This is a genomic window from Sphaerisporangium perillae (genome assembly GCF_023276435.1).
GTDB classification, from domain to species: Bacteria; Actinomycetota; Actinomycetes; order Streptosporangiales; family Streptosporangiaceae; genus Sphaerisporangium; species Sphaerisporangium perillae.
Window position 1 is genome coordinate 29,892 of record NZ_JALLPO010000026.1, and the last position, 25,095, is coordinate 54,986.

The 25,095-nt window shown below is 71.5% G+C and carries 23 protein-coding genes; 13 read left to right on the plus strand and 10 right to left on the minus strand.

Annotation, left to right across the window (positions count from 1 at the left end):
- Nucleotides 1-52: 52 nt before the first annotated feature.
- A complete protein-coding gene (gene dop, locus MYF83_RS24860; RefSeq protein WP_372500228.1) occupies nt 53-1,570 on the plus strand; it encodes a depupylase/deamidase Dop in 1,518 nt (505 codons plus the stop codon).
- A 117-nt stretch (nt 1,571-1,687) separates the two neighbouring features.
- Here dop and MYF83_RS24865 read toward each other — a convergent pair whose 3' ends face one another.
- Entirely contained in the window at nt 1,688-2,530 is an 843-nt protein-coding gene (locus MYF83_RS24865) for a serine/threonine-protein kinase (RefSeq protein WP_248963110.1), read from the minus strand.
- Between the two features lie 258 nt (nt 2,531-2,788).
- Between MYF83_RS24865 and MYF83_RS24870 the strand changes: the two genes are divergently transcribed.
- Nucleotides 2,789-3,031 (plus strand): IS110 family transposase, encoded by a 243-nt coding sequence (locus MYF83_RS24870; protein ID WP_248963111.1) that lies wholly within the window; start codon nt 2,789-2,791, stop codon nt 3,029-3,031.
- 14 nt (nt 3,032-3,045) lie between these two features.
- Here MYF83_RS24870 and MYF83_RS24875 read toward each other — a convergent pair whose 3' ends face one another.
- Entirely contained in the window at nt 3,046-3,450 is a 405-nt protein-coding gene (locus tag MYF83_RS24875; RefSeq protein ID WP_248963112.1) for a hypothetical protein, read from the minus strand.
- Between the two features lie 231 nt (nt 3,451-3,681).
- Between MYF83_RS24875 and MYF83_RS24880 the strand changes: the two genes are divergently transcribed.
- Nucleotides 3,682-3,891: a ubiquitin-like protein Pup gene (locus MYF83_RS24880; protein ID WP_248963113.1), complete on the plus strand. Its 210-nt coding sequence runs from the start codon at nt 3,682-3,684 to the stop codon at nt 3,889-3,891.
- A gap of 261 nt (nt 3,892-4,152) precedes the next feature.
- Here the strand turns inward: MYF83_RS24880 and MYF83_RS24885 are convergent, their stop codons facing one another.
- The 6 genes from MYF83_RS24885 to MYF83_RS24910 all read right to left on the minus strand — a co-directional run bounded on the left by MYF83_RS24885 (nt 4,153) and on the right by MYF83_RS24910 (nt 12,787).
- Nucleotides 4,153-7,023 carry a glycoside hydrolase family 38 N-terminal domain-containing protein gene (locus tag MYF83_RS24885; RefSeq protein WP_248963114.1) on the minus strand — a complete coding sequence of 957 codons (2,871 nt, stop codon included), beginning with the start codon at nt 7,021-7,023 and terminating at the stop codon, nt 4,153-4,155.
- A gap of 136 nt (nt 7,024-7,159) precedes the next feature.
- Nucleotides 7,160-8,389: a CehA/McbA family metallohydrolase gene (locus MYF83_RS24890; RefSeq protein WP_248963115.1), complete on the minus strand. Its 1,230-nt coding sequence runs from the start codon at nt 8,387-8,389 to the stop codon at nt 7,160-7,162.
- On the minus strand, nt 8,386-9,450 hold the full coding sequence (locus MYF83_RS24895; RefSeq protein ID WP_248963116.1) for an ABC transporter ATP-binding protein: 1,065 nt from the start codon (nt 9,448-9,450) through the stop codon (nt 8,386-8,388). Before MYF83_RS24895 ends, MYF83_RS24890 begins: the two co-directional genes overlap by 4 nt.
- Nucleotides 9,447-10,343, minus strand: a complete 897-nt coding sequence (locus MYF83_RS24900; protein ID WP_248963117.1) for a carbohydrate ABC transporter permease — start codon at nt 10,341-10,343, stop codon at nt 9,447-9,449. Before MYF83_RS24900 ends, MYF83_RS24895 begins: the two co-directional genes overlap by 4 nt.
- Nucleotides 10,340-11,224 (minus strand): carbohydrate ABC transporter permease, encoded by an 885-nt coding sequence (locus tag MYF83_RS24905; RefSeq protein WP_248963118.1) that lies wholly within the window; start codon nt 11,222-11,224, stop codon nt 10,340-10,342. The genes MYF83_RS24900 and MYF83_RS24905 overlap by 4 nt, the downstream gene beginning before the upstream one ends.
- Before the next feature lie 189 nt (nt 11,225-11,413).
- The gene (locus tag MYF83_RS24910) at nt 11,414-12,787 is read right to left on the minus strand and encodes an extracellular solute-binding protein (RefSeq protein ID WP_248963119.1); all 1,374 of its coding nucleotides are present in this window, start codon (nt 12,785-12,787) and stop codon (nt 11,414-11,416) included.
- A 238-nt stretch (nt 12,788-13,025) separates the two neighbouring features.
- Here MYF83_RS24910 and prcB point away from each other — a divergent pair, with 238 nt between their 5' ends.
- The 7 genes from prcB (at nt 13,026) to MYF83_RS24945 (ending at nt 19,519) form a co-directional block, all read left to right on the plus strand.
- Nucleotides 13,026-13,841, plus strand: coding sequence for a proteasome subunit beta (gene prcB, locus MYF83_RS24915; RefSeq protein WP_248963215.1), 816 nt, complete (start codon nt 13,026-13,028; stop codon nt 13,839-13,841).
- Between the two features lie 39 nt (nt 13,842-13,880).
- Nucleotides 13,881-14,690, plus strand: a complete 810-nt coding sequence (gene prcA / locus MYF83_RS24920; RefSeq protein WP_248963216.1) for a proteasome subunit alpha — start codon at nt 13,881-13,883, stop codon at nt 14,688-14,690.
- Between the two features lie 147 nt (nt 14,691-14,837).
- A complete protein-coding gene (locus MYF83_RS24925; protein WP_248963120.1) occupies nt 14,838-15,500 on the plus strand; it encodes a hypothetical protein in 663 nt (220 codons plus the stop codon).
- Nucleotides 15,501-15,580: 80 nt separating this feature from the next.
- Nucleotides 15,581-16,939, plus strand: a complete 1,359-nt coding sequence (gene pafA / locus MYF83_RS24930; RefSeq protein ID WP_248963121.1) for a Pup--protein ligase — start codon at nt 15,581-15,583, stop codon at nt 16,937-16,939.
- Between the two features lie 375 nt (nt 16,940-17,314).
- The gene (locus MYF83_RS24935) at nt 17,315-18,259 is read left to right on the plus strand and encodes an FKBP-type peptidyl-prolyl cis-trans isomerase (protein WP_248963122.1); all 945 of its coding nucleotides are present in this window, start codon (nt 17,315-17,317) and stop codon (nt 18,257-18,259) included.
- Between the two features lie 117 nt (nt 18,260-18,376).
- Nucleotides 18,377-19,012 (plus strand): helix-turn-helix transcriptional regulator, encoded by a 636-nt coding sequence (locus MYF83_RS24940; protein WP_248963123.1) that lies wholly within the window; start codon nt 18,377-18,379, stop codon nt 19,010-19,012.
- A gap of 33 nt (nt 19,013-19,045) precedes the next feature.
- Complete coding sequence (locus tag MYF83_RS24945) at nt 19,046-19,519, plus strand: DUF3291 domain-containing protein (RefSeq protein WP_248963124.1); 474 nt, start codon at nt 19,046-19,048, stop codon at nt 19,517-19,519.
- A gap of 36 nt (nt 19,520-19,555) precedes the next feature.
- Here MYF83_RS24945 and MYF83_RS24950 read toward each other — a convergent pair whose 3' ends face one another.
- Both MYF83_RS24950 and MYF83_RS24955 read right to left on the minus strand, forming a co-directional pair.
- Nucleotides 19,556-19,960, minus strand: coding sequence for a RidA family protein (locus MYF83_RS24950; RefSeq protein ID WP_248963125.1), 405 nt, complete (start codon nt 19,958-19,960; stop codon nt 19,556-19,558).
- 12 nt (nt 19,961-19,972) lie between these two features.
- Nucleotides 19,973-20,746, minus strand: a complete 774-nt coding sequence (locus MYF83_RS24955) for an IclR family transcriptional regulator (protein WP_248963126.1) — start codon at nt 20,744-20,746, stop codon at nt 19,973-19,975.
- 148 nt (nt 20,747-20,894) lie between these two features.
- On the opposite strand from MYF83_RS24955, the gene MYF83_RS24960 reads away from it, so the two are divergent.
- Genes MYF83_RS24960 through MYF83_RS24970 form a run of 3 tightly spaced genes read left to right on the plus strand, consistent with a single transcriptional unit; the run spans nt 20,895 to nt 25,072 of the window.
- On the plus strand, nt 20,895-22,115 hold the full coding sequence (locus tag MYF83_RS24960; RefSeq protein WP_248963127.1) for an alanine racemase: 1,221 nt from the start codon (nt 20,895-20,897) through the stop codon (nt 22,113-22,115).
- Nucleotides 22,116-23,690, plus strand: a complete 1,575-nt coding sequence (locus MYF83_RS24965; RefSeq protein WP_248963128.1) for an N-acyl-D-amino-acid deacylase family protein — start codon at nt 22,116-22,118, stop codon at nt 23,688-23,690.
- A complete protein-coding gene (locus tag MYF83_RS24970; RefSeq protein ID WP_248963129.1) occupies nt 23,687-25,072 on the plus strand; it encodes a GntP family permease in 1,386 nt (461 codons plus the stop codon). Before MYF83_RS24965 ends, MYF83_RS24970 begins: the two co-directional genes overlap by 4 nt.
- Nucleotides 25,073-25,095 lie beyond the last annotated feature (23 nt).

The window sequence follows — 25,095 nt, forward strand, 5'->3', positions numbered from 1 at the left end:
TGACGGCGGTGATGGTCCGGGTGCGAGCGAGCACAGATGAAGGGCTGAGAGCGTGACGGTACGGCGGGTCATGGGCATCGAGACCGAGTACGGCATTTCCGTACCCGGGCAGCCGGGCGCGAACGCGATGGTGACCTCCTCGCAGGTCGTCAACGCCTACCTCGCGGCCTCGGCCGCGCGGGCGCGCCGGGCCAGATGGGACTTCGAGGAGGAGAATCCACTTCGCGACGCCCGCGGCTTCGACCTGGCCCGCGAGATCGCCGACCCCACGCAGCTCACCGACGAGGATCTCGGGCTGGCCAACGTCATCCTGACCAACGGGGCGAGGCTCTACGTCGACCACGCCCACCCCGAGTACTCCACCCCCGAGTGCACCAACCCCCGCGCGGCGGTGATCTGGGACAAGGCCGGCGAGCGCGTCATGCACGACGCCGCGGTCCGCGCCTCGGCCATGCCGGGGAACGCTCCCATCCAGCTCTACAAGAACAACACCGACAACAAGGGCGCCTCGTACGGCTGCCACGAGAACTACCTCATGCGGCGGGCGACGCCGTTCGCCGACATCGTGCGCCACCTGACCCCGTTCTTCGTCTCCCGCCAGGTCGTCACCGGCGCGGGCCGGGTCGGCATCGGGCAGGACTCCCGAGGCGAGGGCTTCCAGATCAGCCAGCGGGCCGACTTCTTCGAAGTCGAGGTCGGGCTGGAGACCACGCTGAAGCGCCCGATCATCAACACCCGTGACGAGCCGCACGCCGATCCCGAGAAGTACCGCCGCCTGCACGTCATCATCGGCGACGCCAACATGTCGGAGATCTCCACCTACCTCAAGCTGGGCTCCACGGCGCTGGTGCTGGCGATGATCGAGGACGGGTTCCTCACCGGCGACCTGTCGGTCGAGAGCCCCGTGGCGGCCCTGCGCGCCGTCTCCCACGACCCGACGTGCAAGTACGAGATCACCCTGCGGGACGGGCGCAAGATGACGGCCGTCCAGCTCCAGATGGAGTATCTGGAGCAGGCCCGCAAGTACGTCGAGGACCGCTTCGGCGCCGCCGTGGACGACATGACCAAGGACGTGCTCAACCGCTGGGAGTCGGTGCTGACCCGCCTCGCCGAGGATCCCATGCAGCTGTCCAGGGAGCTCGACTGGGTCGCCAAGCTGGAGATCCTCGAGGGCTACCGCTCGCGCGACGGGCTGGCGTGGTCGCATCCGCGCCTGCAGCTCGTCGACCTGCAGTACTCCGACATCCGCCCCGAGCGCGGCCTGTACAACCGCCTGGTGGCGCGCGACCGCATGCATCGCCTGGTGACCGAGGAGGACGTGCAGCGCGCGATCGAGCTGCCGCCGAGCGACACGCGGGCCTACTTCCGCGGCCGGTGCCTGCGCCAGTACAGCGAGTCGGTGGCGGCCGCCTCGTGGGACTCGGTGATCTTCGACATCCCGGGCAGGGAGTCGCTGCAGCGCGTGCCGACCCTCGAACCGCTGCGCGGCACCAAGGCCCACGTGGGGGAGCTGCTGGACCGCTGCCGCACCGCGGCCGACCTGGTCAACGCCCTCACCGGCGAGCGCTGACCGCCGTCCCGCGCGTCGCCGGCCGGGGTCTGGCGCGGGTGCCCGCCTGCGCCGCCCGGCCGGTCCCGGCGGGACGCCACGGGCCTCACCCGGCCGGTGCCCGGCCCCATGTCTGATCTACATTGTAAAGGCGCCGGGCGGGAACAGCCCGCTGCCGGTCAGGCGCATGGGCGGCACCGCGATGCCCTCCTTGCGCAGGATCTCCGACAGCAGCAGGGCGGCCTGGTCGCTCGTGAGCCGCTCCGCGGGGTCCGGCTCCAGCAGGCCCTCGAGGAGCACGCGCAGCGCGCCGGCCCTCCGCGGCGGCCGCGCCTCCTCGGGGGGCCGGGTCGCCAGGATGTCCCCGCCGCCGCCGGTCGTGGGCGGCCGGCCCTCGACCGAGAAGTAGAGCGTGGCGCCGAAGGACCACAGATCGGCCGCCTGCGTCGCCGGGAGGCCGCGCAGCCGCTCCGGCGCGATGTAGCCGGGGGAGCCGACGATCGGCATGGTGTTGGTGTGCGGGGACTCGCCCTGCAGCACCGCGATGCCGAAGTCGCTCAGCACGACGCGCTCCCCGGTGAGCAGCACGTTGCCGGGCTTGATGTCGCGGTGCAGCACCCCGGCGGCGTGGGCGTGCCGAAGGCCGCTCAGCAGGTGGAATCCGATCCACGCCGTCCAGTGGACGGGCAGGCGGCCGAGGTGCCACGCCGTCGCCTGGAGGGTCAGCGCCTCGACCAGCTCCATGACGATCCAGAGGCGGCCCTCCTCCTCCAGCAGGTCGTGCACGGTCACGATGGCCGGATGGCTGAGCCTGGCGGCCGACCGGGCCTCCCGCAGCGCGTGCCGCCTGGCCGTGTGCACGTCGATCTCGTCGCCCTGGTGCGTCGGCCGTAGCTCCTTGATCGCCACATCCCGCGCCAGGCGCCTGTCGTGGGCACGCCAGACGATCCCCATGCCCCCTTGGCCCAGCGGCGAGATCAACCGGTATCGATCTCCTAGCAGCTGTGCGTTATCCGCTTTCATTTCACCCGTTCACAGTTGGCATCGTGCCCTGCCCCCACGGCCGCTCCGTCCGCGTCCGGAGCGGGATGCCTATGGGCGGATCATCACAGAATGCCATACGGCCCGGGGTGACGATCTGATTTACACGGAAGCCGCAGAAGGCCCTGTCCTTCAGGGCGGGGATGAATGTGGTCCCCTTCAGGGGCCAAGGCGCGGCTGCCGGAGGGTGTGGCGGGCATGGCCCGGTTGCACGCAATGATCGGTGGGCAGTTCGGAGAGAACGCCGATGATGCGGTGGTGATCGTCGGGATCGAGACCGGCCGGGGTCCGTGGGTGGGTGCGCTGGTCGCCGCGGGGTACACGGTGCCGGCGGTCAACCCGCTGCAGGCCGCCCGCTACCGGGAACGGCCGGCGGTCTGGGGCGTCAAGAGCGGAAGCAGTAAGGACCTCACGGCGACGTGGGGGAGTCCCCGGCGTTGACGCCGGGGAGGATGTCAAACGAGTCCGACACCCAGGAGGAGGGTGCCCGCCGCCAGGCAGAGGCCCCCGAGGCCGGTCAGCCAGATCAGCTTGTTCGGCCGGGTGTCGCCGGGCCGCAGGACCGACAGGAAGAAGCCCAGGGGCATGAGGATCGGCGCCGCGACGATCAGGGCGCGTACGAGGCCTTTGAGGCCGTCTGAGAGGTCCGCCTGGTCGACGTAGGGCATCGCGGCGAGGGCGAACAGCACGAGGACCCCGGCGTGGGCGTGGCCCGCCCGCCACAGGCCCCGCCGTACGGGGTTGTCGAGATAGCCGGGAGTGCGCCGGCCGATGAAGGACAGCAGGGAAGCGCCGCCCAAGGCGACGGCGGTGACGGTGATGAGCAGCACCCCTGCGGTGCTGAGCGACGCCGGGGACATCGGACCTCCAGAGACTGGACAGTACCCCTATCCAAACATTGGATAGGGGTACTGTCCAGTGGGATAAATCCTGGTAAGTCATCCGATTTGCCATGGGCCCTTCCGGGGAGGTTGTCTGACGGGACGGCCCTCCTCCAGACGACTCGCGTAGATCGCCGGACGATCCGCGCGAAATGTCGTCCGGTTCGGGGAAGATATGAATTAGATGCGTCCCCCAAGCGGAGGTACCACATGGCGACGAAGGACACCGGCGGCCAGAAGCAGACCGGCCGCCAGGATGCCGAGGTCGAGGAGACCGAGGCACAGGCGTCTCCGGACGTCCAGGAGCGTCAGGAAAAGCTCACCGACGACGTCGACGCGATCCTCGACGAGATCGACGAGGTCCTCGAGGAGAACGCTGAGGAGTTCGTCCGCAGCTACGTGCAAAAGGGTGGTCAGTAAGGGGCAGGGAGGATAGACCCCGCGTCACCTTGGTGGCGCACGCCGCCCCCGGAGGGCGCTCGGGCGCGAAGCCCGCTCCGCCTTCCGGGGGGCGCCCCGCCGCCCAGACGAGGCGCCCCCGATCAAGCCAGGCGCGCCCCAGGTCAGGCGCCCTCCGGTCAGATCTGGTGCACCGCAGGCCAGGCCGGATCCACTGCCGGTCAGACCGGATGCTCCCCGGTCAGGCCAGGTGCGCCGCAGGTCAGGCCGAGCGCACGCCGGTCAGGCGAGGTGCACTGTCGCGATCTCGAACGCGCGCAGCGGCACCCTCAGGAGGCCGTCGACGACCTCCAGCGCGCCGATGGGCCGCCCAAGAGTGTCGGCCGTCCGCGCCGCCGTGAACCGGCCGCTGATCACCGCCTCGGTGTCCACGGGATGCTCGGCCACCAGGCGCACCTCCAGCCATCCGTCCCGCTCTCGCAGGGCGCCCAGCGTCACCCCTTCGCCGCTCACCTCCAGCCGCGAGACCGGCGCCACCGCCGCACCCCCGGCCGCCTCCGGCACGGCCGCACCCGGTCCGGCCGGGGTGGCCGCGCGTGGACTCGATGCGGTTCCCGTCGCGGCTGAGCCTTGTACGGCCAGCAGGTCGTGCCGGTACTCCTCGGCCAGGCGGGCGAGGCCTGCCTGGTCCCAGCCCCCCTCGTAGAGGTGCACGGCGAACCGCGTCGTGACCGGCCCAGGACACTGGGCGTCCGGCGTGGCGATCTGCGGGCCCGCCGGCTCGTCCCTGAAGGCGTTGTGGTTGCGCGACAGGTACCCCACCGCCCGCAGCAGGGTGAGCGCCAGCTCGCCGCTCGTCCCGCCTCCGGGCGGGCATGGCAGCTCGTACTCGGTGACGTGGTCGAGCAGCACGGCGAGGCCGCCCGCCGCGACGAAGCCCGACGCGGGGAAGGTCGGCAGCGGCTCCTCGCCGCAGCCTCCCTCGCCGGTCAGCCCGCGCCGCACGACCGCGTACTGGCCACCGGCGAACGACTCCGCCGCCGGCCGGGGCAGGGAGGCGTGCCAGCGCACGCGGTGGTCACGGCACGGGTTGTGGAACGTGGTCGCCAGGCGGGCGAACGGCTCGCCCGCCCGCAGCTCCACGCGGGTGGTGACGGCGACCTCGGCGTCCTCCCGCGAGCGCGCGCCGCCCGTCGCCTGGCTCGGCCAGCGGTATCCCCGCGTGATCTCCAGTACCGAGACCAGCGGTCCGGAGCAGACCGGCGTGACCGTGACCCAGGCGGGCACCTCGACGAGACGGTCCTCGGACGGCGGGGCGTGGTTGTAGGTGTCGCCGGCGTCGCCGCCGTCGACGATCCGGCCTACGCCGCCCGCCCGCAGCCCCGAGGGGGTCGTCAGCGTCAGCGTGCCGTCCGCCTCCGCCGACACCCGCAGCAGGCCGTTGTCCAGAACGCCTCCGGCACCCGCCTCGGCGGCGTCCGCGCCCGAGTCCCCCGTGCCTGTCGCGGTGACACCCGCGTCCGCCGCAGCCGGGTCCGCCCCTCGGGTGCCGGCCTCGGTGCGGGGGGCCGGGGGGCCGCCGCCGGGGGAGGAGAGGGAGGTCAGCACCGTGCGGCCCAGGGCGGGCACCTCGACGCGCGCCGCGACCGTCACGACCGGCTCGGCGAGCGTGCGGACCAGCCACGGGCCGGGCCTTTCCGTCGCCGCCGCCACGATGGCGGCCTTCAGGTCGGCGTACCGGTAGCCGGTGCTCGCGTGGCGGCTGACGAGCACGGTGAAGACGCCGTCCCCGGCGGACCAGGAGACGATCTCGTGGCCGAACAGCTCCCGCTCGTGGACGCGCCCGAGCAGCGAGGCCAGGTCGTCCATGGACGACTCGTCCAGCAGGGTGGGCGCCCTGTCCAGCACCTGCGTCGGCACCGCGGAGCCGTCGAAGGCGGTCAGGACGGACCGTTCCTCCGGCAGGTCGGCCAGCACCAGCGCGGTCCGCGCGAAGGGGGAGGGGTTGACCACGACGAGCTGGTCGCGGCGCGCCGCCGCGGCGAGCGAGGCGCTCACCAGGTCGGCCACCGCCTGCCCGATCTGCTCCGCCTCGGCGATCCGCGCCCAGACCTGCTGGGCGGTGTCGTCCGCGCCGCAGCCGGTGATGGAGTCGTGCCCGCTGCAGGCCACCAGGCTGCGCCAGGCCAGTTCGATCAGCCGCCGGCTCGCCGTCCGCTCGCCGGTGGCCGGGCCGCCGGGGGTGCCGTCGCCGAGCCACAGGGCCGACAGCGGCTCGGCGTACCGGATCACGACCCGCTCGGCGCGCCCCATGGCCTGCTTCAGATGGACACGGGCTGAGATGACGCCCGGCAGGATGTTGGCGCGGGCGTGGGAGCGCAGCTCGCCCCGCACGACCGGCAGGTCGCCGGCGTCGTCGAGGACCTCGGGGGAGGAGAGGTACTCGCCCAGCGTGGCCAGGCGGAGCCCGGCGGCGGTGATGTCGGCCGAGGGCGCCGAGTGGTCCGCGCCGTACATGGCCAGCAGTGGTCCGTCGGCCCGCCAGGGGCGCATGGTGCCGGTGAAGGCGGCCACCCGGTCGGGCAGGCCCTCCGGCGGCCCGGTGAACAGGGCGACCGCGTTGCCGTAGCCGCCGGGCAGGTACTGGGTGCGGATCACCGTGCCGTCGGCGCCCTCCCACGCGAAGGCGTCGCGCTCGACCGTGCGTGGCACCCCGCGCCACAGGCAGGCGACCGGCAGCCCGGCCAGGGCGAGGATCTGCGGCATCTGCGCGCAGTGCCCGAACTGGTCGGGCAGGTACCCCACCTCCATGGCCCCGCCCAGCTCGCGCGCGCCCCGCAGGCCGTACTCCAGGTTGCGGATCAGGGTCTCGCCCGAGCAGAGGAACTCGTCCGCCAGGATCGTCCACGGGCCCGCGGCGAAGCGCCCCTCGCCGACGAACCGCGTGAGGTCGGCACGGCGCTCGGGCCGGATCTCCAGGTAGTCCTGCACGGCGGCGAGCTGCCCGTCCATGGTGAACCGGTAGGCGGGATCGGCCGCCATGGTGTCGAGCACCTCGTCGAGCATCCGCACCAGACCCATGCGGAAGCGCTGGAAGGGCAGGTACCACTCGCGGTCCCAGTGGGTGTGCGGGACGACGACGATCTCACTCAACGCGGTTGCCTCCGGCGGGTAGTGCGGGGATGCGGTGTCCGGCCGGTCAGGGGCGACCCCGGGGACCGGCCTGCGTGATCCTGGTGACGCGATGACCGGGTGACGACGGGCGGCTCGGTGGCGCCGTCGCGCGCGGTCAGGTGCACAGGGCCATGACCTCGTTGCGAGTGGTCTCCAGGCGGTGCGGGCCAGGGCGGGCCGGGAGTGTGACCCGGTCGCCGTAGATCACCGACCGGTGCTCGGGGCCCCACAGGACCAGCCCGTCGGCGTCCAGGATCAGGAACTCCTCGCCGTGCCGCAGCAGCAGCGGCCCCTCCGGGCCGGCCGATACGGCCGTGCGGCCCGCGCGGATGCCCTCCACGATCGCGCGGCCGCCCTCTCCGGACGGCTCGGCTAGCACCCAGGTGCAGGGGGCGCCGGGCGGGTGGTTCTCCTCGGGCCGGTGGTAGTCGCCGCCGCCGATGTAGACCAGGTCGTCGCGCCATGCCTGCGCCCAGGACAGGGGCGCGCCCCACGTCCGGTCCCACCACCCCGAGTGCCACACCTCGGCGGTGCGGGGCCGCTCGGTGAACGGCTGGCGCCACGCGCAGTCGGCGCCCAGGGGATGGTTGACCGACAGCAGCCCGCCCTGCTCGGACGCCGCCTTCGCCCAGGTGTCGGCGGGCCGCCGGAAGTCGACCCACCCGATGTCGCCGAAGGCGTTGGCGTGACCGAGGTCGGTGGTGACCTCCTGGCCGGGGACCAGGGTGATCCCCGTGCGCGCCGCCACCTCGGGCAGCTCGGCGTGGTGGCTGACGGTGTTGTGGTCGGTCACCGCGAGGAAGTCCAGCCCCTGCGACCGGGCGAGCGTCGCGAGCTCGGGCACCGTGAGGACGCCGTCGGAGTGGACGGTGTGGGCGTGCAGCTCGCCGGCCCGCCACCGCAGGCCGTCCAGGGCGGGCAGCCCGCGGCGGGCCGAGGCGGGCACGACCGCGGACGGCGGCGGGTCGGCGGGCGGGGCGGGCGGCTCCGGGGGAGTGGCGTGCGGCGTCACGGTGACGTCGTACGGCAGGCCGTCCAGCGGGACGCGGTACAGGCCGAGCAGCACCTGCCAGGTGCCCTGCTCCGGCTCCCCGGGCAGGTAGCCGGGCGTGGCCCACGTGGGCGCGATCGTGTAGCGCGACCGGGCGCCCCCCGACCAGCCGCGGAAGCGGTCCGGGCCCTCGCAGCCGAGGTCCAGCACGCCGGCCGAACGGTCGTAGGACAGCTCCACCGTGAACGCGCGGGCGCCGGGCGGCAGCGTGAACGCCACCCCGTGCACCTGCCGGGCCAGCCGGTCGTCGAGGGTCCACCGCCCGCTCAGCCTGATCGGCGGGTAGGAGGTCACGGGGTCACCAGCTCGCCGTCGCGGTACACCAGCGCGCGTGGATGGCGCGGGACGGCCCAGGCGGCGCCGCCCGGGGCGGGCTCGGCGTCCTCGGGCACGACCGCCTGGACCAGATGCTCGCCGGAGTCGCAGGTCACTTCGAGCGTCACGAGGAAGGACGTGCCCAGGTTCTCCACCACCGAGACGTGCCCGGCGAAGGCGTCCTCGCGGGCGGTGACCGACAGGTCCATGTACTCCGGTCGCAGCCCGTACACGACCTCTTCGCCGCCGGCGACGCCCTCGGGCAGGGGGAGCACGGCCCCGGCCACCCGCAGCGTGCCGTCCTTGACCACCCCCGGCAGCAGGTTCATCGGGGTGGAGCCGATGAACGAGGCCACGAACGTGCTGGAGGGCCGCTGGAACACCTCCGACGGCGTGCCCACCTGCATGATCCGTCCCGCGGACATGACGGCGATGCGGTCGGCCATGGCCAGCGCCTCGCTCTGGTCGTGGGTGACGAACACCGTGGTGACCGCGAGTTCGCGCTGGAGGCGCTTGAGGAACGTCCTGGCCTCCAGGCGCATCCGGGCGTCCAGGTTGGACAGCGGCTCGTCGAACAGGAACACCGTGGGATGGCAGGCGATGGCCCGCGCCAGCGCCACGCGCTGCTGCTGGCCGCCGGACAGCTGGCCCGGCCGCCGGGCGAGCAGCTCCGACAGGCTCAGCCGCGAGGCGGTCTGGGCCGCCTTGGCCTCCCGCTCGGCGCGCGGCACCTTCTTGATCCGCAGCGGGTAGGCGATGTTGGCCGTGACGTCCATGTGGGGGAACAGGGCGTAGTCCTGGAAGACCATGGCCACGTCGCGCCTGCCTGGCGGCAGGCCGGTCACGTCGTTGTTCCCGATCGTGATCCGCCCCGACGTGGGCGTCTCCAGGCCGGCGATCGTGCGCAGCAAGGTCGTCTTGCCGCATCCCGAGGGGCCCAGCAGCGCGAAGAACTCCCCGTCGGCGATCTCCAGGTCCAGGGCGTCGACCGCCTTGACCCCGCCGGGGAACTCCTTGGTCAGGCCGTGCAGCGAGATCACCGTTTGATCCCTCCGTGGAAGCGGAAGCCGTACTTGCGGCTCACGAAGATGTACATGAGGACGACTGGGAGGGAGTAGAGCAGCGAGAAGGTGGAGATCAGGTCCAGGCGGGGGGAGCCGCCCTCGGTGTAGAGGGTGTAGAGGATGACCGCGCCCGGCGACTTCTCCGGGCTTCGCAGCAGGATGAACGGCGTCAGGAAGCTCCCCCACACCGAGGCGACCGCCCAGACCGCGATCGTGGCGAGGCCCGGCCTGATCACCGGCACCACGATGTGCCACAGGATCTGCAGCGGGCTCGCGCCGAACACCCGGGCCGACTCCTCGTACGAGGTGGGGGTGCCGTCCATGAAGTCCTTCAGGATGAAGATCGCGGCCGGGAGCAGCCCTCCCGACAGCGTCAGCACCACGCCGAGGTGGGTGTCGATGAGGTTGAGCCGGGTCGCCAGCTCGAAGATCGGCACCATGGCGGCGGTGCCGGTGACCACCGACGACAGCAGCAGCAGCACGTACAGCAGGGCGTCCCTGCCCGGGATGCGCACCCGTGACAGCGCGTACGCCGCCAGCGCCGCCAGGACCACCACCAGCACCGCGCTGCCCGCCGCCTGCAGCACCGAGTTGCCCAGCGAGGTCAGGACGTAGGGGTTGTCCAGCAGCGACCGGAAGTTGTTGAGCGTGAACTCCGGGAATGACGCCGTGATCGTCGGATGGGCGTCGAACGGGGCGGTGGCCAGCCACAGCAGCGGCAGCGCGAAGAACCCCGCGACGGCCGCGAGGAAGGTGGCCCGCCCGATCGCCCCCATCGCGTGGCGCACGCGGCCGGTGTCCGCCCGTGCCGCCCGCGCCGGCGGCACCGCCCGCGTCACGGCCTGGTCGTGCTCTTGACCCACCGTCATGCCTCCGCCCCCCTCCGGCCGCGCAGCAGCCGCAGGTACACCAGCGCGAGCACCAGGTTGATGAGCAGGACCAGGAACGACACGGCCGCGCCGAAGCCGAGCCGCCCGCCGCTGAGGGCCACGTTGTAGATGTAGACCGGCAGGATCTCCGACCTGCCCTCCGGCCCGCCCGCCGTGATCTGGAAGCTCGTGAAGTCGTTGAACGTCCACAGGCTGATCAGCAGCAGGTTGGTCAGCATGTGCCCTCTGATCCTCGGGAACACCACGTCGCGCAGCTGCTGGAACGTCGAGGCCCCGGCCAGCCTGGCCGTCTCCAGGTGGGAGGGCGGCACGTTCTCCAGCGCCGCGCCGTACAGCATCATCGAGAACGCGGTGCCCCGCCAGGTGTTGAACACGATGATGGACAGCATCGGGTGGTCCAGCAGCCAGGCGAACCCGGGCATGTGCAGCAGCGCGTTCAGCGTGCCCTGGTCGCGGTCGAGCAGGGCGATCCACAGGAACGCCACCACCGACGAGGGCAGGATCCAGGCGAGCAGCACCAGGCCCTCGACCACCCGCTTCACCGGGCCGGTGCGGTTGCGCAGCGCCCAGGCGATCGAGAAGCCCAGCCCCGCCTGCCCGATGATCGCCGACCCCAGCACGAATTGCACGGTCAGCCACAGCGAGGTGTGGAACCGCTCGTCCCCGAGGGCGGCGGTGTAGTTGTCCACGCCCACGATCTGCGGATCGGCGGCCGCGAGCCCGGTGAGCCTGAAGTCGGTGAGACCCAGGTAGATCGTCCAGAGGGCCGGGAAGATCAGGAACACCCCGATGAGGACCAGGGCGGGGAACACGAACCCCACCGCCCTGGCCCTCCCGAGCCCAGCAGCGTCTGTGCTCATTGCGCTCGCTCTGTGTTCATTGCGCTCGCTCTGTGTTCACGGCGCTCGCTTCGCTCACGCGGCGTGAAGCCGCCCTTGAGCCGGCGGCCTTCCTTCGTCGCTCACAAGCGCTCGTTCCTCGCACTTGCTCCCTCCTCAGTCAGGCCACCGGCGCGGCTTCACGCGCGCGCTCCGTCTTGGAAGGATCGATCATTGTGCGATGTTGGCGGCGCCGCCGACGAGGCCTTCCAGTTTCTTCTGGTAGGCGGCGGCGGCCTCGTCGACGCTCTTACCGGCGACGATGTCGGCCGTGGCCTCCTGGAGGGCGACCGAGACCTGCGGGTAGACCGCGAGGCCGGGCCGGTAGGAGGTGATGGGCAGCACCTTCTCGGCGACGTAGCCGAGCATCGGGTCGGGGGCCAGCACCTCGTCGTTGACGTCGGTGCGCGAGGTGATCCGGGCCTCGCCGCCCAGGCTGGCCTTGGTGGCCTCGGCGCCGTGCATGAACGACAGCAGCTCCCAGGCGAGCTTGGCGTTCTTGGACTTGGGGTTGAGCACGCGGACGGCACCGCCGGACATGCTGACGAAGTCCTGGCCGCGTACCCCGGCGCCGGGCTGCTTGGCGGGGATCAGGGCGTAGCCGACGGTCTTGTCGCGGTCCTGCATCGGGGCGACGCCGAGCTTGGGCTCGACGACGGCCCGCCAGAAGTAGTCGCCCTCCGCCAGGACGCCGATCTTGCCGTCGGCGAACTCCTGGAACGACTTGTCGCGGCCCTTGGCCTCCTGCTGCAGCCGGGGGTCGCCTAGGCCGGTGGTGTAGATCTGCCGGTAGAAGCCGAGGACGTCCTTGAGGCCCTGCGACGCGCCGGTCCACTTGCCGCCTGAGAAGATCTCCGTGCCGGCGCCGACGAGCAGCGGCAGCGCCCCCTGCATGGAGGTCGCCTCGCCCATCGCGGTGCCCGCGTTGATCTGCAGGGGCGTCTGGACGCCCGCCTTCTTCAGCGCCGCACCGGCGTCGAGGATGTCCTGCCAGCTCTTGGGCTGCCAGTCGGCGGGCAGGCCGGCCTTGGCGAAGAGGGTCTTGTTGAAGTACAGGACGCGGCCGTCGGTGCCCTGCGGCAGCCCGTACTTCTTGCCGTCGAAGATGCCGAGCCCCTGGACGGCCTGCGGGATCTGGCTCCAGCCCTCCCACTGCTCGACCTCGGCGCCCGCCGTCTCGGTCAGCGGCTTGATGTACCCGGCCTGGGCGAACTCGCCCACCCAGATGCCGTCGAGGTCGATCACGTCGGCGCCGGCCCCGGACTTGAGGTCCAGGGCGATCTTGGTCTTGTACTGCTCGTCGTCGACGCCGTTCGGCTGGAACAGCACGTGGACGGTCTTGCCCTTGGCCTTCTGGGCCTCCTCGAACTTGGGGATCAGCCAGTTCTTGGTCCAGTCGGCGGTGGCGGCGTTCTTCCCGCCGGAGATGGCGTTGGCCGTGATCGTCAAAGTGGTGTCACCGTCTCCGGAGGATCCTCCGGAGCCGCACGCGGTGAGGGAGAGCGCGGCGGCGGCCAGTACGGCGAGGGATCGTGCGTGTCTCAACGGGGGACCTCCCCTTGGGGACGAGGGGGTTGCTGTGTTCATGTCACGACAACTCGACAATTGCATGCCCGGTCTGATCCGTAAAGATTAATTTTGGGGAAGATGGGACTGGATGGGCGAAAGGGGTTCGCGCTGAGCTGATCGTGGGAAGTGCAACCACGACAGCACCACGAGTAGGGTCGGCGTAGGAGTTGTAAGGCGCTTGGGAGGGAGTCGCGTGGCAGCACAGCGGGGCTGGATGAACAACCTGTTCCTGGACACGGGATCGACGTCGTTCACCGAGTTCGTCGGGTCCTATGCTCCGGGGCTCCTCCCGGGAAGATTCGAGTCCGCGGCGGGCTCCGTCGCCCACCAGATCCCGCATGCGACCACCATCGTCGCGGCCACCTTCGCGGACGGCGTCGTGATGGCGGGCGACCGGAGGGCCACCTCGGGCAACTACATCTCCCAGAAGGACATGGAGAAGGTCTTCCGCACCGACGACTACTCCTGCATGGGCATCGCGGGGGCCGCGAGCACCGGCATCGAGATGGCCCGGCTCTATCTGGTGGAGCTGGAGCATTATGAGAAGCGTGAAGGCCGCATGCTGTCGGTGGAGGGCAAGGCCAACCGCCTCGGCACGATGATCAGGGCCAACCTGCCGATGGCGATGCAGGGCATGGTCGTGGTGCCGCTGTTCGCGGCCTACGACGAGGACGCCGGCACCGGCCGCATCTTCTCCTATGACGTGGGCGGCGGCCCCTACGAGCAGACCAACTACGCCTCGATCGGCTCGGGCTCGCTGTTCGCCCGCGGGGCGCTGAAGAAGCTCTACCGCGAGGGCGCCTCCCTGGAGGACACCGTGCTCGCCTGCGTCGAGTCGCTCTACGACGCCGCGGACGACGACTCGGCGACCGGTGGTCCCGACGTCACCCGCAAGATCTGGCCGCTGGTCGCGGTGATCACCGAGGACGGCTACCGCCGCCTGTCCGACGAGGAGGTCGAGGCGTACGTCCGGCAGGTGCTCGACCGCCGCATGACCGAGCCTGACGGACCCACCGCCCCGCTGCGCTAGTCACCACCCACGGCCACGAGAGGATCACCACCGGTGTCCATGCCCTTTGGATATGTGTCCCCCGAACAGGAGATGCGGGACAAGGCCGATTTCGCGCGGAAGGGCATCGCGCGCGGCCGCAGCGTCGTGGTGCTGCAGTACGAGAACGGCATTCTGTTCGTCGCCCCGAACGCCTCCCGGGCGCTGCACAAGATCAGCGAGATCTACGACCGCATCGGGTTCGCCGCGGTCGGCAAGTACAACGAGTTCGAGGCCCTGCGGCTCGGCGGCATCCGCTACGCCGACATCAACGGCTACACCTATGACCGCAGCGACGTCACCGCCCGTGGCCTCGCCAACCTCTACGCCCAGTCGCTCGGCATGGTGTTCACCGAGTCGCGCAAGCCGTACGAGGTCGAACTCGTCGTCGCCGAGGTCGGAGACGCGCCCGAGGACGACCAGATCTACCGCCTCACCTTCGACGGCTCGGTCGCCGACGAGCACGGGTTCGTGGTGATGGGCGGCGTGGCCGACACGGTCGCGGGCCGGCTGAAGGACCGCTTCCGCCAGGGCATGCCGCTGGCCGAGGCGCTGGACGTCGCCCTGGGCGCGCTGACCGAGCCAGGCGGCGAGCGCCCGCCGGTGTCGCAGCTCGAGGTCGCTGTGCTCGACCGCACCAGGGAGCACCGCAAGTTCCAGCGCCTGACCGGCGCGCGCCTGGAGCGCCTGATCGCCACCGGGGCGGCCGGCGCCAAGCCGTCGGCGGAGCCCACCGTCTCTCCCGACACCGGGGACGCCCTGAACGGAGGTCCCGGTGAGTCGCCGGCGACCGCTCCCGAGGGTGACATCGACACCGGGTCCGGTGACTGAGGCCGGTTCTCCCCGAGGTCCATCGAACGCGGTTCTCGTCCCGGTCCCAGCGCAGTAGGGGCCGGGACGTACGTCTCTTCGGCGGAGTGATCCAGATCACTCCCGGCGGGACCGGCTTCGTGGCCCGGCACCATGTCTGATGGGGACGTGACCCCCTTAGACGTCCTCCGACGGGCCGCCCTGCCGCTCTCCCTCGCCGCGGGCCTGGCCGCCATGACCGCCTGCTCGGCGACGAACGGCACCGCGTCCGGCGCGGGCACCTCCTCGGTGGCGGTCTCACCCGCGCCCTCCGGCGGCGGCCCGGCCGCCACGCCGCCCGCGGGCACCTCCTCGCCGGCCCCTCCCGGCGGCCCCTCCACGAAACCCTTCCGGCCCGCCGCCCACCCGTCGTACCCCGCGCCGAAGATCTTCGGCACCGAGTTCCAGGCCGACCCCGGCCACGACTTCACCAAGCACGTCAGCCCGCGCTCCAACGGCGTCCTGCGCGGCATGATCCGCGCCCTCACCGGCGAGGACGTCGTCGAGTACGTCCCCGTCAAGTGGGTGAAGGGCGTTAACACCGAGGGGTACTTCGAGGGGCCGCCCGAAGGCGACGCCACCGTCTACGCCGCGCCGATCGCGGGCGACGTCGTCTTCCTCAGCGCCACCGGCTGCGAGGGCATGGACGCCACCGTCGACGACTGGGGTCTGGGGAACGCGCGCTGCTCCCGCGCCGCCCTGATCGCCAAGGCCAGGACCGGCGGGCGCGCCGCGCTGATCACCACCGAGAGCGGGAGGATCGTCAAGGTCGTGGAGATCTTTACGCCCTAGAGGCGGCGGTAGAGGTTCCTCGCCTCGAAACCCGGCGGAGATCTCTCCCTTCCGGCCCCCCGGGGACATAGTGTGATGTGATGGATCGTCGCATCTTCGGCTTGGAGAACGAGTACGGCGTCACCTGCACGTTCAGGGGGCAGCGCAGGCTGTCCCCGGACGAGGTGGCGCGCTACCTCTTCCGCAGAGTCGTGTCCTGGGGCCGATCGAGCAATGTCTTCCTCCGCAACGGCGCCCGCCTGTATCTCGACGTGGGCAGCCATCCCGAATACGCCACCCCCGAGTGTGACAACGTCGTGGAGCTCGTCACCCACGACAAGGCGGGGGAGCGCATCCTAGAAGGCCTGCTCGTCGACGCCGAGAAGCGGTTGCGCGAAGAGGGCATCGCCGGTGACATCTACCTTTTCAAGAACAACACCGACTCGGCCGGCAACTCCTACGGGTGCCACGAGAACTACCTCGTCGGCAGGCACGGCGAGTTCGGGCGGCTCGCCGACGTCCTGATCCCCTTCCTGGTCACCCGGCAGATCATCTGCGGGGCCGGCAAGGTGCTGCAGACGCCGCGCGGCGCGGTCTACTGCGTCTCCCAGCGCGCCGAGCACATCTGGGAAGGGGTGTCGAGCGCCACGACCCGGTCGCGCCCGATCATCAACACCCGCGACGAGCCGCACGCCGATGCCGAGCGGTTCCGCCGCCTGCACGTCATCGTCGGCGACTCCAACATGAGCGAGACCACCATGCTGCTCAAGGTCGGGGCGACCGACCTGGTGCTGCGCATGGTGGAGGCCGGCACCGTCCTGCGCGACCTGAGCCTGGAGAACCCGATAAGAGCGATCCGCGAGGTGTCGCATGACATGACCGGACGCAGGCGCGTGCGCCTGGCCAACGGGCGCGAGGCCTCCTCGCTGGAGATCCAGCAGGAGTACCTCTCGAAGGCCCGCGACTTCGTCGACCGCCGGGGCGGTGACGTGATCACGCGCAGGGTCCTGGAACTGTGGGAGCGCACCCTGCGTGCGGTGGAGACCGGCGACCTGGACCTGGTCTCGCGCGAGATCGACTGGGTGACGAAGTACCAGCTCATCGAGCGCTACCGCAACAAGTACGACCTGCCGCTGTCCTCCCCGAGGGTCGCCCAGCTCGACCTCGCCTACCACGACGTGCACCGCAAGAGAGGGCTGTTCTACCTCCTGCAGCGCCGCGGCGCCGTGGAGCGCGTGGCCTCCGACCTGAAGATCTTCGAGGCCAAGTCGGTGCCCCCGCAGACGACCAGGGCGCGGTTGCGTGGCGAGTTCATCCGCAAGGCGCAGGAGAAGCGCCGCGACTTCACCGTCGACTGGGTGCACCTGAAGCTGAACGACCAGGCCCAGCGCACCGTCCTTTGCAAGGACCCGTTCCGCAGCGTGGACGAGAGGGTCGACAAGCTCATCGCCGGGATGTGAGCCCCACCCCCGGGCGTCCCGCCGGTGCTCCGGCGCCGAGCGGGACACCCGGGGGAGTGCGCGGGGCTGGGGAGCGCGGCCCCGGGGGAGCGCGCGGTCCGGGGTCGGCGGGCCTGCGCCGAGGTCTGCCGGAGCCCATGGCCGATGAAAGTTTCCGGCGATCGCCGGACGAGAGGCCGGCGCGGGCCGGGACGGCGCCGGGAGGCGCGTGCGGCCACAGGTGGCGCGAGGAGATCGTCCGAGATGGGCGGCCCTGCCGGACGAAGCGAACCCGAAGATGAGGTCACACTTCGGCAAGATCGAGTCAGGCCGACTCGCGCGGTCGTGACCGTCCGGTAGTGTTACGCGAACGTGACGTCTTTCCGAAGGATACCCATGCGCCGACTGGCCCTTCTCGCCGCTCTGCCGTTGCTGTTCGCCGCCGCCTGCGGTAGCAACGGCGACGTCACCGCGAAACCCGCGTCGCCCGCGACCGGCGTCAAGGTGGCCGGGGAGTTCGGCAAGAAACCGCAAGTGAGCTTCCCCGCGGGCAAGCCGCCCGCGACTTCCTCGTCGCAGACGATCTCCCAGGGCCAGGGGGCGGCGGTCAAGGACGGCGACTCGGTGGTCGCGAACCTCACCGCCTACAGCTGGGACGGCAAGACCAACGCGGCGTCGGGCTCCACCTACGATGACGGCGCGCCCCAGCTGATCAAGGTCGACGCCAAGCTTCCCGGAGTGGTGTACAAGGCCTTCCAGGACAGCAAGCCCGGCGGGCGCTTCCTCGCCGTCGTCGCCAAGGACAGCCTGACCCCCGAGCAGGTCGAGCAGGCCAAGTCGCAGGGCGCGGACACCTCCATCGCGAGCGTCTACGTCGTCGACGTGATGGGCGTGCCCACCGCCAAGGCCGCCCACGGCACCGCCACCGACCCCGGGCTCGAGGGCGTCAAGCTCGAGAACCCCGGCGGCGACCAGGCGCCCAAGCTGACCACCAAGACCGACGTGAAAGCGCCGAAGGGCCTCGTCGCCAAGACCGTGATCAAGGGCAGCGGCCCGGCGGTCAAGTCGGGCCAGACCGTCCTGGTGCACTACACCGGCAAGATCTGGGGCAGCGACACCGAGTTCGACAGCAGCTGGGGCCGCGGCGAGCCGGTGATGTTCCCGATCGGCGTCGGCAAGGTCATCAAGGGCTGGGACCAGAGCCTGGTCGGCGTCCCGGTCGGCAGCCGGGTGCTGGTGTCGATCCCGCCGGACCTCGGCTACGGCAAGGCCGGCTCCGGCGACAAGATCAAGGGCACCGACACCCTGGTCTTCGTGGTCGACGTCCTCGGCACCTACTGAGCCCGCCTTCCAGCGGGATGGCCGGCTCCGCGCCGGCAACGCAGATCTACTTTGTAAAGGCCGTCGGCCGGTGACGCTCATCCCGCCCGCCGGCGGCGCCGCCCTAGACTCGCCGCTGTGAGCGGTGACGATCTGGACGTCCTCGGTGCGCTGCACGATCCGGTCCGGCGGGCGCTGTACGACTTCGTGGCCGCGCAGGGCCGTGAGGTGGGGCGGGACGAGGCCGCGCGGGCCGCGGGCGTGAGCCGCACCCTGGCGGCCTTCCACCTGGACAAGCTCGTGGAGAGCGGCCTGCTGGAGACCGGCTTTCGCCGGTTGAGCGGGCGCGCCGGGCCCGGGAGCGGGCGACCGGCCAAGGTGTACCGGCGCTCTCCGGTGGAGCGCCAGGTCAGCGTCCCTCCGCGTGACTACCGCACCCTTGCCCTGGTGCTCGCCGAGGCCGTGGACGCGCTCGGCGCCGAGGAGGCGGCCGAGAACGCCGCCCGCCGGCTGGGGGAGCGCGCCAAGGCCGCCGATCTGCGCGAGACGCTGGGGGAGCGCGGTTACGAGCCGTACGACGAGGACGGCGTGGTCCGCCTGCGCAACTGCCCCTTCCATGTGCTGGCGGAGGAGCGCCCCGTCCTGGTCTGCTCGCTCAACCTCGCCCTCTGCCAGGGCCTGCTGTCGGCTCTCGGCGACCCCCGGGTCTCGGCGCGGCTCGACCCGCGTCCAGGGGAGTGCTGTGTCGCCTTTTCTAAAACAAATGAAGATTGACATAGAAGCGGGCGGCGTGATCTCCTGAGGGCCATGCACCTGGCTCAGCTCAACGTCGCCCACATGCGCGCCCCCGTGGACTCCCCCGAGCTCGCCGACTTCGTCGCGGCCCTGGAACCCGTCAACGCCCTCGCGGACGCGGCCCCGGGGTTCGTCTGGCGGCTCAAAGGCGGCGACGCCCCCACCGACACCATCCAGCACGACTACGGCGACATGCTGCTGGTCAACTTCTCGGCGTGGGCGTCACGCGACGCGCTGTGGAACTACGTCTACCGCAGCGGCCACCTCGAGGTGCTGCGCCGCCGCCGCGAGTGGTTCCACCGCATGGCCGAGCCGTACAGCGTGATGTGGTGGATCCCCGAGGGGCACACGCCCTCCCTGGCGGAGGCCATGAGGCGGCTTGCGACCCTGAAGGCGGACGGCCCCGGCCCCGAGGCGTTCACCTTCACCGACTTCCACCCGGCGCCGGGAGAACACGCCGAAGCCGTGGACTCCACACGACGCTGAGCCCCGCCCCGCGCGGGGCGGGACCGCCGATGAGGCTCAGCCGACGCAGGCGAGGGCGTCGATCTCGACCAGCATCGACTCGTGCGGCAGGGTGACGAAGACGGTGGTGCGGCACGGCAGCACGCCGCTCGGGCAGTTCTCCTTGACGAACTCGCCGTACGCCTCGTTCATCGGGCCGAAGCCGGCGCGCTCGGTGAGGTAGACGCGGAACATCAGCACGTCCTCGACGCTCGCGCCGCCCGCGGTCAGGACGGCCTTGACGTTCTCCAGCGCCCTTCGGGTCTGCGCCTTGACGTCGCCCGGGTGCACGTACTCCCCGGTGGCCGGATCCTGCGGGCCCTGCCCGGACACCTGCAGCAGGGGGCCCTTGCGCACTCCCTGGGAGAACACCCACGCGGGAGCGGGCGCGCCGTCGGTGAGCACCGCCGTCTTGGTCGCCATATGTGATTCCTCTCAGATGTGATCCTGGCCGCCGCCGGCCGGAGAAGGGTCCCAGCCGCTGTCGACGGAGATGGCCCGGGCGGTCGCGAGCAGCTGGGGGACCAGCTCGAGCACTCCTTCGTAGCCCAGCACCATGTCGGGCACCGAGATCGACACCGCGGCCACCACCTCGCCGGCGGCGTCCCTGACGGCCGCGCCGACGCAGTTGATGAAGGTCTCGTGCTCGGCGTGGTCCACCGCGTACCCCTGGGCGGTCACCCGGTCCAGCTCGGCGAGCAGGGCCTCGGGCCCGGTGATGCTGTTCGGCGTGAAGGGGTGGTAGTCGATCCGCTCCACCACCCGCTCCCGCTCGGCTCGCGGCATGCCCGCGAGCAGGGTCTTGCCGATGGCGGTGCAGTGCAGGGGCATGCGCAGCCCGATCCGCGAGTACATGCGTACCGGGTGCCGGCCGTCGTACTTGTCGATGTAGATGGCCTCGCCGTCCTCGCAGGCGCCGAGGTGGACGGCCTGCCCGGTCGCCTGGTTGAGCCGCGCGAGATGCGGCGCCGCGACGCCGCGGACCTCCCGCTGCTCGAGGGCGCGGCTGGACAGCGCGAACAGCCGGGAGCCCAGCCGGTAGCGGTAGGCGCCGTCGCGGTACACGAACCGGTCCTGCTCCAGGGTCCGCAGCAGCCGCAGCACGGTCGTCTTGTGCACGCCGAGCAGTGACGCCAGCTCGTCCAGCGAGCGGGCGCCCTCGGCGAGGTCGGCCAGGATCCGCAAAGCGCGGGCCAGGCTCTGGCTCATTGCGCACCTCCGCCGTCCACCCCGGCCGCGGCCGTCCCATGCCGTCCGTTCCGGGCGCACCGTTGACCGCCACTGGACGGCGATGCTAGAACACACTGACACACAGCGCAACGGACGTTGCAAAATACGCAATGCGATGGGTGGTGCGATGAGCATCGACGCGGAGAAGATCAAGGCGCTGCGCGATGAGCCTCTCGACTGGCGGTACAAGGCACTGCCCACGGGCGTCACCGGCACCGTGGCCGGCTTCCTGGCGGACGGACCGGTCCTCGCCGACTTCGGCACGCCGCTGCTGACCCTCGATGACACCGCCATCGAGCACAACATCACGCTGATGGCGCGTTGGGCCGCCGAGGCGGGCGTCACCCTGATGCCGCACGGCAAGACGACGATGGCGCCGGAGCTGTGGCGGCGGCAGCTCGAGGCGGGCGCCTGGGGGATCACCCTGGCCAACCTCCCGCAACTGCGGGTCGCCCGGGCGTTCGGCGTGTCCCGGGTCATGCTCGCCGCCGCGCTGCTGGACCCGGCCGGGCTCGCCTGGATCAGGCGGGAGCTCGAGGAGGATCCCGGCTTCCACTTCCTGTGCTGGGTGGACTCCGTCCGCTCCGTCGAGATCATGGACGCCGCCCTGCGCGGAACGCGGCGACCGGTGGACGTGTGCCTGGAACTGGGCGCCCCCGGCGGGCGCACGGGCGTCCGCGGCGCCGCCGAGGCGGTCGCGGTCGCCGACGCGGTACGGGCCGCGCCGTCGCTGCGCCTGGCGGGGCTCGCCGGATACGAGGGGTCCTACGGCCACGACGCGTCCCCCGCCAGCCTGGCGGCGGTGCGCCGCTACCTCGAGGGGCTGGCCGGCCTGTTCGGGCGGCTCGCCTTCGAGACCGGCGAGCCCATCCTCACCGCGGGCGGCAGCGCGTACTTCGACCAGGTGGTGGACGTGCTCGGCGGGCTTCCCGCCCGGCTGGTGCTGCGGTCGGGCGCCTACGTCATCCACGACGACGGCTTCTACCGCGAGATCTCGCCGTTTCGGACCGGCGTCCCGTTCCGGCCGGCGATGCACGGGTGGGCCCGCGTCATCTCCCGGCCCGAGCCGGGCCTCGCCCTGCTCGACGCGGGCAAGCGCGACCTGCCCTTCGACGAGGGGCTGCCCGAGCCGCAGTACGCGCGCGGCAAGGGCGAGCTCGAGGGCGCCCGGGTCACCGCGGTCATGGACCAGCACACCTACCTCGCCGTCGACCCCGCCTGCGACCTGGCCTGCGGCGACGTCGTGCGGATGGGCCTCTCCCACCCCTGTACCGCCATGGACAAATGGGACCTGGTACCCCTCGTCGACGGTGACGCCGTCGTCGGCCTGCTGAGGACGTTCTTTTAGATGATCTTCAAGAACGTCACCGTCGCCGACGGCACCGGCGGCGCGCCGTACGTCGCGAACGTCGGCGTCAGGTTCGGCCGGATCGCCGAGATCGGCCCCGACGCCACCGGAGGCCCGGCCATCGACGGCACCGGGCTGGTCCTCGCTCCCGGCTTCATCGACATGCACGCCCACTCCGACCTGCGGCTGCTGGCCGAACCCGACCACCTGGCCAAGGTGAGCCAGGGCGTGACCTGCGAGGTGCTCGGCCAGGACGGGCTGTCCTACGCGCCCGTCGACGACACCACCCTCGGGCAGCTCCGCCGGCAGATCGCCGGATGGAACGGCGACCCGGGGGGCTTCGACTGGAACTGGCGGTCGGTGGGGGAGTACCTCGACCGCCTCGACCAGGGCATCGCGGTCAACGCCTGCTACCTGGTCCCCCAGGGGTCGGTCCGGATGCTCGTCATGGGCTGGGACGACCGCCCGGCCACCGACGGTGAGATCGCCGAGCAGAGGCGCCTGGTCGCGGCGGCCATGGCGGAAGGCGCGGTCGGCATGTCCTCCGGCCTCACCTACACCCCCGGCATGTACGCCGGCACCGGAGAGCTGGTCCAGCTGTGCGAGGTCGTCGGCGCGCTCGGCGGGTTCTACGCTCCGCACCACAGGTCCTACGGCGCGGGAGCCCTCGAGGCCTACGCCGAGATGGTCGAGGTCTCCCGCAGGTCCGGCTGTCCCCTGCACCTCGCCCACGCGACCATGAACTTCGCCGTCAACAAAGGGCGGGCCGGGGAGCTGCTCGACCTGCTGGACGCCGCGATCGCCGGCGGCTGCGACATCACCCTGGACACCTACCCTTACCTGCCGGGCTCGACGACGCTGGCCGCGCTGCTGCCGGGCTGGGCCTCCGAAGGCGGGCCGAACCGGGCGCTGGAGCGGCTGCGCGACCCCGGGACCGCCGAACGCATCCGGCACGTCATGGAGGTCGAAGGCTCCGACGGCTGCCACGGGGTGCCGGTGGAGTGGGACACCATCCAGATCTCCGGCGCCCGGACGGCCGGGCTCGCGGAACGCGTGGGCACCAAGGTCGCGGGGTTCGAGGACTTCCGGCGGCTGCTCATCGAGGACGACCTCGGGATCACCATCCTGCAGCACGTCGGGGACGAGGGGAACGTCCGGGCGATCATGCGGCACCCGGCGCACACGGGCGGCAGCGACGGGCTGCTGGTGGGCGCGCGGCCGCACCCCCGGGCATGGGGGACCTTCCCGCGCTACCTTGCCCGGTACGTGCGCGAGCTCGGCGTCCTGACCCTGCAGGAGTGCGTCGCGCACCTCACCGGCCGCCCCGCGAGGCGGCTGAAGCTTACCGGCCGCGGGCTCATCCGGCCCGGATACCACGCCGACCTGGTGCTCTTCGACCCCGAGACCGTGGCAGACACCGCCACCTTCGACGACCCCCGCCGTCAGGCGGAGGGGATCTCCCACGTGCTCGTGGCCGGGGTCCCGGTCATCGAGCACGGCCGGCACACCGGCGCCCTGCCCGGCAGGGCGCTGCGACGTACCCCCCAGGGGACCACCGCGAAAGGCGCAACGTGATCGACTGGCTCCAGCACCAGACCGGAGGACTGCTGGTCCTTTGCGGGCTGGCCATAGCCGTACTCCTCCTGCTCATCATCAAGGTCAAACTCGAACCCTTCATCGCGCTGCTCATCTCCGGCCTGCTTCTGGCCCTCGGCGCGGGACTGAGCGTCGAGCAGATCGTCGGCACCGCGCTGAGCTCCAAGACCTCGCTCCTGGAGACCGGATTCGCCGGCATCCTCGGCCACATCACGCCGATCATCGGGCTCGGCACGGTCCTCGGCGCGATCCTCGAGGCCTCCGGCGGCGCCGACGTCCTCACCCACCGGCTGCTCGCCCGGTTCGGCGAGCGCAGGGCACCCCTGGCGATGGGCCTGGCCGGCCTGATCTTCGGCATTCCGGTCTTCTTCGACATCGGCATCTTCGTGCTCGCCCCGCTGGTCTACATCGCCGCGCGGCGCGGCCGCCGCTCGATGGTGCTGTACGCGCTGCCGCTGCTGGCCGGCCTGTCGGTCACGCACGCCTTCCTCCCGCCGCACCCGGGCCCGGTGGCCGTCGCGGGGCTGCTCGGGATCGACCTCGGCTGGCTCATCGTCATGGGCCTGGCCTGCGGCATCCCCGCCTTCCTGGTCGCGGGCGTCGCCTGGGGCTCCTGGATCGGCAAGCGCGTCGTCATCGAGGTGCCCGACGAGTTCATCGTGGCCCCCGACGAGCCGGCCGACGAGCGCTCCGCGCCGTCCCTCGGGCTGGTCAGCCTGATCATCGCCAGCCCCCTGCTGCTGATCCTGCTGGCCACGTTCGGCAGCGTGTGGTGGAAGGGCAGCGCCGTCCTGCCGGTCGTCACCTTCCTCGGCACCCCCGCCGTGGCGCTCACCATCGCCGTCCTGCTGGCCATGTGGCTGCTCGGCACCCGGCGCGGCATGACCAGGGCCGCGCTGGCCGACCTGACGAGCAGGTCGCTGCGCCCGGTCGGCATGATCCTGCTGGTCGTCGGGGCTGGCGCCTTCTTCGGCTCGGTGATCGCCGCCACGGGCGTCGGCAAGGCGCTGGCCACCACCTTGTCCTCGGCCGGCCTGCCGATCATCGTGCTGGCCTACCTCATCAGCTGCGGCATGCGGCTGGCGCAGGGCTCGGCGACCGTGGCGATCGTCACCACCGGCGGGATCGTCGCCCCGCTGGTGAAGGACCTGCACTACACCCAGGGCCACCTGGCGCTGATCGCGATCGCCATCGCGGCGGGCTCGATCATCGCCTCGCACCTCAACGACGGCGGCTTCTGGATCGTCTCCCGGTACTTCAACATGTCCGTCAAGGACACCCTGAAGACCTGGACCATCCTGGAGACCATCCTCTCCCTCACCGGCTTCGCCATGGCGGGCCTCCTCAGCCTCGTCATCTGAAAGTAGGCTCGCGGGGCAGGGCG